We start from the raw sequence: 7,317 nt of genomic DNA on the forward strand, positions 1-7,317 counted from the left end.
GACGGACGTCGCGCGGACGACGGTGTACGTGGCCTCCGCCGACCAGGCCGACCTGGTCGCGGTGTGGGACGTGTACCGCGCCTACATGGGGGAGCCATTCCGAAGAAACCAGCTCGACCTCACCCCATCGAGTTCAGCAGCCGCGGCAGGCCGTTCAGCGGAGGATGCGACCGCTTCGCCTCAGGCGGCCGGCGAGCCCGGCGGCCACCGCAGTGGCCGGCAACGCGGCCGCCAGGCACGCGACGACAGCCGCCTCGCCCCACGCCACCGTGTAGGCCTGGGCGAGCAGCGGCGGGGAGGCCAGGGCCATCGCCGCCAGCTCGCGGCCGCCCCGCGATCCGCTGGACCAGGTCAGCGCGACACCGGTCGCGGCCAGGACGACCAGCGGCCAGCACCCGTAGTCGGTGCTGACCCACGGCACCCCGTGCGAGGCGATGGCCGCCCGGGGCACGACCACGAGCGCGACCACGGCACCGGCCGCGCCCGCCCGCCCCGCCGCGACGCCCTCCGCCCGCCGGTCCTGCGGGCAGGCGAGCAGCACGGCCGCCGCCAGGACCATCGCGGCCGGGGTGACCACCGGATCACCGAACGCCCGCCCGCTGACCACCGCGGCCGCCGCGAAGGAGAGCAGCCCGGCCACCGCGCAGGGCACCCCGAGGCGCCACCGGCCGGCCAGCGCCGCCACCGACCCCGCGACCACGACCAGCGACGACACGAGCAGCGCGCCCCACGCCCCCGACAGGTCGGTTCCGATTCGCACCCCCAACGGGGCGGGCGAGGAGACGACACCGGCGTACCAGCTCAGCAGGTGCAGGCCGCAGGCGGCGGCCGCGGCGGCCAGCGCGAAGGGGTACGCCAGCGCGAGGACCTTCGCGACGGGCGCGGCCGTGCCCAGCCCCATCCGCATCCTCGTCGCGTGCGCCGCCAGACCCGCGCCCTCCCGCAGCCGCGAGCCCAGCGGCTCACCCGCGGTCATCTCGCGGAAGGTCGCGACGATCTCCCCGCCGTGGGCCCGGCGGTAGGCGGCGGGATAGAGTCGCAGGACGCGCTCGATCATGCGGAGGCCGCCGGCGGTTTGGCGACGGACAGGCGGCGGGTGGCCTCCTTCGCCGCCGCGGCCAGGCGCTCGGCCTCCACCGCGAGCCGCTCCCGCCCCGCCGGGGACAGGGTGAAGATCCGCCGGGCCCGGCCGTCGACGATCTCCTCGCGGTCGATGTCGATCAGACCGTCGGCCAGCAGCCGGTCCAGGGCCCCGTACAGCGCACCCGTACGCAGCGTGACCCGGCCGCCGGTCATCACCTTGACCTCCTGCGCGATGGCGTATCCGTGCCGGGGCGCGTCCGCGAGGGCGGTCAACACCATCAGGGTGGGCTCTTGCATCACACGTTCACTCACCTCACGAAGATAGTCACTCCGCCGGACCATCTCAACGCGGTCGGCCAGGCCCGAGACGAGGTGCGTGGCCGTGCAGGCCCGGGGCGAGGTGCGCAAGACGGGGCCACCGGTCGTGGTCACGCGGGCCCTCGGTGGGAGGGATGCATTCGACGGGCGGCCACGTGGGCTGCGCTCGTGGCCGCCCGTCGACGTCCCTGTCGTGATCGAGCCGGGAGGAAGCACCGATGGACGAGAACGTGGTGTGGCTCCGCCCGGACCACCGCGGCCCCGGTCAGCGCAGCGACCAGCTCACGACGCTCCGCCCCTGTTGGCCGAAGCTGGGCAGGAAGGAGCCCGCATCATGGGCCGCTCGGCGCCATCCGGCTGATCCGTCACCTCTCGTGACGCAGGCCGACCGGTTAGCCGGCCAACGGGACTGGCACCTGGGCCTCGACTGACTCGTCGGACTGGGGCGGGCGTGAAAGTACCCAGTGCAACGATAATCCGCCGCACCTCAGCCAGGACATCGACAACTTCCCCCGGCTGCGCCTTGCGCAGGGCAAGCCAGGTGAGAAACGAGATGAGAAGCACCAAAAGCAAGATGGTGACCATCCAGGTGATGCTCAACCAAGCGCCGTAGGTGATGGTGTTATCGATCATCAAGACCTCCCGGGACGACGAGACCCCCGCACCAAAGGTGGTACGGGGGCGTACGAGAACGCGGTGGGCTGCCTAGAAACGAAAAGACCCCTCCGCCCTATGGGCGGGGGTCTGAAATCCGGGTTGACGTACAGGCATTGGGGATGGAACCGGGGGGCCTTCGGCAGAGCGGTTCGCTGCATCCCGGCCAGAGGGAGCAAGGGCTCAACCCCGTCCGGGATGCCTCTCCATACATTTTCACTGCTGACAGATGGCCAGAGCTCATCGCGACCAGGCATGCAGGATTTCGATGGTTCTATCAACTGATTGTGTGGAGTGACATGCGCCAGGCGCCACCTGCCCCGGATGTCAGTAGGCCCAGGTCGAGCCGGTACCTCGGTACTCCTCGACCGGGATCGGGTGGGCGTTGGGGCGCATGCGGTCGGTGTAGAGCAGGCCGTCGAGGTGGTCGATCTCGTGGGCGATGAGGCGGGCGAGGCCGAACTCGTAGGTGGCGGTGGTGGTGATGCCGTCGAGGGTGGTGGCGGTGACGTTCATGCGGAGGGGGCGGGGGACCATGCCGCGGACGTCGAAGAAGCTGAGGCACCCCTCGTACTGTTCGTCGGTCTCGTCGGAGACGGCGGTGACCTTGGGGTTGAGCAGGATGATCGGGTCGGCACCGGCGGTCGGGGGCAGGACAAGGGCGGCGGCGCGGGGGATGCCGATCTGCGGGGCGGCGAGGCCCATGCCCTTGGCGAAGGAGTGGACGCGGCCGATCCGGTCGACGGCGGTGAACAGTTCGTCGATCACGGCCTGGGCGGCGGCGCGTTCGACTGGGAGGTCGAAGGGCTCGGCGGGGCGGTTGAGGATGGGGGTGCCCTGCTGGATCACGCCGAGGGACTGCATCTGCTGGCTGGGCCGCACCTCGATCACCTGGTCTCCTTGGTGTGTTGCTGGTTGTTGGGGGTGGCGCGGAAGCGCCATTCGAGGCGGAAGCGGGCGTGGAGCGGTGGGTTGTCGGTGGCCCAGGCGAAGTGCCGGCGCTCGCCCTCGTCGCGGCGGCTGACGGCGGTGCGGAGGGGCACGGCTTCGGCGGTCATGGAGGTCTCGGTGCCCCACACCACCGGGTCGAGGGCGGCGGGGAAGTCGAGGCGGACGGCGAGGTGTTCGGTGGGCAGGCGGACGGCACGCTGGAACCAGTGGCCCCACTTGTCGGCGCCGACGCTGTAGGCGTACTCGATCCAGGTCGCGTCGCCCGGGTAGAGCGGGAAGCGGCCGTGCTCGTTGTCGAACAGGAGCCAGACCTCCTTGAAGGCGTCGCGGTCGTGCTTGGCCTGCCACCGCATGTCCTCGCCGCGACATGAGGCGGTGAGCGCGAGTTCGTCCCAGGTCAGTGGGTGCTCACGGTAGTGGGCGTTGGAGCGCTCGGGTTCGCCGGGGTAGCGGTCGACGGCGATGCGGATGAGGTAGCGGGTGATGGGCTCGGCTCCGGTGTTGCGTAGCCGTCGGCGCATGGTCAACCGGTAGGTTGAGCCGTCGAATTGGAGCACGGCTTCGTCGTGCTCGACGACGAGCGCGGAGCCGGATGCGTAGGGCTGCTCGGGCCGGCGGGGTGGCGGCGGCGTGGTCGGGGTGCGGCTACGGGAGCGGGCGGCGTCGTAGTCGAGCCAGCGTCGCCAGATGGCCTTCCCGGCGTTGAGGGTCTCGTCGGCGAGACGGGCGAACTCCTCGGTGGGCTTGTGGCGGCCGGACTCCATGTGGCTGACGTACGAGGGGTCGAAGCCCATCTTTCCGGCCAGTGCGCGCTTGGAGAGGCCGCGCACCTCGCGCCAGTGGGCGACTTCGGCGGCGAACGCCTCCACGGCCTGGTCGACCGCGTCGTGGTCGGCCTGCGTCTCCATCCGCTCCGCCCCCAGTGAGTGATGAATGAACCGTGAGTGACCTTAGCTCACCATCCCGTCACGGTCCTGCCTTCGGCTCTCATGACCCCATCGGGCACGAAATTCAAGCGCCCGGTCAACACCAGTCCCCATCTCCCCGTCTGTCGTGAGGAGTTAGCCGTGTACGAGTCCCCGTCCCGTCACCGAGGCCAGCACCGCGATCCGGTCGGCGCGTTCCTCGGTGTCCTGTGGGCGGTCGGCAGCGCCGTGGTGATCGCTCTGCTCGGCGTCATCGTGCACGACGACTTCGACTCGGCCCGAATCGGTGCTCACCCGGCCGCCGGCTCGGCGCCGGACGGTGGCACCTCCGCGTAGCGCCTTCCACCCATCGCCCATCACGGGCTGGACTCCGAACTGGAGCGCACAGCATGGAAACCAGGAACGTGATCGTCCCCGTCCACGACGGCCCCGTCGACCTGACCCGCCCGCACTTCGTGGGCATCGGCGGCGCCGGCATGTCGGCCGTCGCCCGCCTGCTGCTGGAGCGCGGCAGCCACGTGTCCGGCTCCGAGACCAGCGACACCGCCGCCCTGCGTGAGCTGGAGGACGCCGGTGCCACCGTCGCCATCGGCCACACCGCCAGCAACCTACCCGCCGACGCCACCGTTCTCGTGTGGTCCAGCGCGGTGACCCCGAGCAATCCCGAAGTCGCCGCCGCCCGCCGCACCGGCATCCCGGTGGTGCACCGCTCGGACGTGCTCGCGCACCTGATCGCCACCGCCGAGCAGTCGGTCGCCGTGGCGGGAACCCACGGCAAGACCATGACCACCGGCATCCTCAGCGCCGCGCTGGCCCACCTCGACCCCTCGTACGCCATCGGCGGCACCCCCGTCGGCCGCCCCAACGCCCACCAGGGCCTCGGCGGCCTCCTGGTCGCCGAGGCGGACGAGAGCGACCGCACCGCCGGCCGCTACCACCCGCAGGTCGCCGTCGTCCTGAACGTGGACGACGACCACCCCGAGCAGTACGTCGACCTGAACGACGTCCTGGACGTCTTCGAGCGCCTGGCCCGCAACAGCTCCGTACTCGTCGTCTCCACCGACGACCCGGGCGCCCGGCTGCTGGCCGAGCGCCTCCAGGCGGCGCCCGGCCCGCGCGTCGTCACCGTCGGCGAGGCCCAGGACGCCGACGTGCGGGTGCTGCGCGTGCTGTGGGACGGGACGGCCAGCCATGTCACCGTCCAGGACACGGACGGGTCGTGGCACGAGTTCGCCCTGGCCGTCCCCGGTCGGCACAACGCGCTGAACGCCGCCGCCGCGTTCGCCGCCGGTCGCGTGCTCGGAGCCGAGCCCGCCGACCTGGCGGCCGGCATCAACGCCTTCCAGGGCATCGAGCGCAGGCTCACCACCACCGGCACCTACGCCGGGGTGACGGTGCTGGACTCCTACGCCCACCACCCGAGCGAGATCACCGCCGACCTGGCCACCGCCCGGATGCTCACCGAGGGCCGGGTGATCGCGGTGTTCGAGCCCACCGGCTGGACCCGCACCGCCGCCCTCGGCGAGGAGATGGGCCGCCGGCTCGCGGCGGCCGACGAGGTCGTCCTCCTCGACGTGCACGCCTCGGTCGAGACCCCGCTCACCGGGATCAGCACCGCGCCGATGGCCGCGCAGGTCGTCGCCTGCGGCGGCCGGGCCCACACCGCGGGCGACGGGCGCGATGCGGCGGACGTGGTCGCCGAGCTGGCCGGGCCCGGCGACCTGGTGGTGACGATGGGCACCGGAACCGCCGGTCGCGTCGGCAGGGCGGTCCTGCTGCGGCTGGCCGAGGCCCCGATCGTCGCGGCGTAGTCAGCGTGCGGCGTCGGGCGTGGCGAGGCCCCTCGCGGTGTCCTCCAGCCCGACGCTGTGGGAGCCCTTCACCAGCACCACGTCTCCGGGCTTGAGGCAGGTCAGCAGCAGGTCAAGGGCGGTGTCGCGGTCGGGCACCAGCGTGCCGTTGACGCCGCCCTCCACCGCCCAGGTGTGCACCAGCCGGGCCTCCCGGTCGCCGACCGAGATGAGGTCGGTGATCCCGCTGCGGGCGACGAGCCGGCCCAGTTCCGCGTGGTGGGCCTCGGACTCCTCGCCCAGTTCCCGCATCTCGCCCAGCACCGCCACCGTCCTGCGTCCGCCGCCGGCCATGGCGGTGAGCGCGGCCAGGGCGACGGCCATCGAATCGGGGTTCGCGTTGAACGCGTCGTTGATCACCGTCACGCCGTCCGGCCGCTCGGTGACGTCCATCCGGCCCGGCGTCAGCTGCCGGGCGCCAGTCAACGCGTCGGCTGCCTGCCGCACGCTCGCGCCCAGGCCGATCGCGACCGCGGCGGCGGCCGTCGCGTTGGACACGTGGTGGGCGCCGTGCAGCCCGAGATTCACGGGGGCGCTCTCGCCACGGCACGTGAGCGTGAACGACGGCCGCCCGGCGCCGTCCAGCTCGACGTCGACGGCCCGCACGTCCCCGGCCTCCACCCCGAACGTCAGGACCGGCGCGACCGTGCGCGACGCCATCGACATGACGTACGGGTCGTCGGCGTTCAGCACCGCCAGGCCGTCGACGGGCAGAGCCTCGACGAGCTCTCCCTTGGCGACCGCGATCGACTCCTTCCCGCCCCCGAACTCGCCCACGTGCGCGGTCCCGACGTTCAGCACCAGGCCGACCTTCGGCGGGACGATCCCCGTCAGGTACTTGATGTGCCCGGCGCCCCGCGAGCCCATCTCCAGCACCAGCAGGCGAGTGCTCTCGTCCGCCCGGAATACGGTCAGCGGCAGGCCGATCTCGCCGTTGTACGACAGCGGCGTGGCCACCGTGGTGTCCATGGTCTCCAGCACCTGGGCCAGCAGGTCCTTCGTGCTGGTCTTCCCCGCCGAACCGGTCAACCCGATCACGGTCGGCGCCTTCAGCCGGTCCAGCACCGCGCGGGCCAGCGCACCCATCGCGTCCTGGACGTCCGGCACCACGACCGCCGGCACCCCCACCGGCCGAGCGGCAAGCACTGCCGTCGCCCCGGCGCGGACGGCGGCCTCCGCGAACCGGTGCCCGTCCGTGTGCTCACCCGGCAACGCGATGAACAGCGCCCCCGGCTCCACCAGCCGCGAGTCGATGACCCCGGGCCGGTCCACCACCGCGCCCGGATCGGGGACGTCGTGCAGAGCGCCCCCGACAGCCTCGGCGATCTCTTTCAGGGTCATGGGGACCACGGCGGCTCCGATCCATCGACGCACCCGCCCGCTCGTCCCGGGGCGGCCTGCCCTCGACGCTAGCGGCTCCCCGACGCCTCCCCTGCCATCCCGCGCGTTCCGAACCAGACTGTGTAGGCCTGCCGGGGCGCGGTGACACGGAAGGTATTACGCCCGCCGGGGCGAGAGTCTGGGCTGGTGGTCCC

The 7,317-nt window shown here is 72.3% G+C and carries 7 protein-coding genes; 2 read left to right on the forward strand and 5 right to left on the reverse strand.

The window, feature by feature from the left end:
* Nucleotides 1-154: 154 nt before the first annotated feature.
* The 4 genes from ACFV6D_RS15310 to ACFV6D_RS15325 all read right to left on the reverse strand — a co-directional run bounded on the left by ACFV6D_RS15310 (nucleotide 155) and on the right by ACFV6D_RS15325 (nucleotide 3,914).
* Nucleotides 155-1,057, reverse strand: a complete 903-nt coding sequence (locus ACFV6D_RS15310; RefSeq protein ID WP_380560023.1) for a hypothetical protein — start codon at nucleotides 1,055-1,057, stop codon at nucleotides 155-157.
* Nucleotides 1,054-1,380, reverse strand: a complete 327-nt coding sequence (locus ACFV6D_RS15315; protein WP_380560024.1) for a PadR family transcriptional regulator — start codon at nucleotides 1,378-1,380, stop codon at nucleotides 1,054-1,056. The genes ACFV6D_RS15310 and ACFV6D_RS15315 overlap by 4 nt, the downstream gene beginning before the upstream one ends.
* Before the next feature lie 1,002 nt (nucleotides 1,381-2,382).
* On the reverse strand, nucleotides 2,383-2,946 hold the full coding sequence (locus ACFV6D_RS15320) for a peptide deformylase (RefSeq protein ID WP_380479066.1): 564 nt from the start codon (nucleotides 2,944-2,946) through the stop codon (nucleotides 2,383-2,385).
* Nucleotides 2,943-3,914, reverse strand: a complete 972-nt coding sequence (locus ACFV6D_RS15325) for a multiprotein-bridging factor 1 family protein (protein WP_380560026.1) — start codon at nucleotides 3,912-3,914, stop codon at nucleotides 2,943-2,945. The genes ACFV6D_RS15320 and ACFV6D_RS15325 overlap by 4 nt, the downstream gene beginning before the upstream one ends.
* Before the next feature lie 159 nt (nucleotides 3,915-4,073).
* Between ACFV6D_RS15325 and ACFV6D_RS15330 the strand changes: the two genes are divergently transcribed.
* Together ACFV6D_RS15330 and murC are read left to right on the forward strand one after the other, a co-directional pair.
* Nucleotides 4,074-4,268: a hypothetical protein gene (locus ACFV6D_RS15330; protein WP_380560028.1), complete on the forward strand. Its 195-nt coding sequence runs from the start codon at nucleotides 4,074-4,076 to the stop codon at nucleotides 4,266-4,268.
* A 53-nt stretch (nucleotides 4,269-4,321) separates the two neighbouring features.
* On the forward strand, nucleotides 4,322-5,743 hold the full coding sequence (murC, locus tag ACFV6D_RS15335; protein WP_380560030.1) for a UDP-N-acetylmuramate--L-alanine ligase: 1,422 nt from the start codon (nucleotides 4,322-4,324) through the stop codon (nucleotides 5,741-5,743).
* Here the strand turns inward: murC and murF are convergent, their stop codons facing one another.
* Nucleotides 5,744-7,132, reverse strand: a complete 1,389-nt coding sequence (murF, locus tag ACFV6D_RS15340) for a UDP-N-acetylmuramoyl-tripeptide--D-alanyl-D-alanine ligase (protein ID WP_380560032.1) — start codon at nucleotides 7,130-7,132, stop codon at nucleotides 5,744-5,746.
* Nucleotides 7,133-7,317: the final 185 nt, after the last annotated feature.

It is taken from the genome of Kitasatospora sp. NPDC059812 (assembly GCF_042732075.1).
In the GTDB taxonomy this organism is placed as follows: domain Bacteria; phylum Actinomycetota; class Actinomycetes; order Streptomycetales; family Streptomycetaceae; genus Kitasatospora.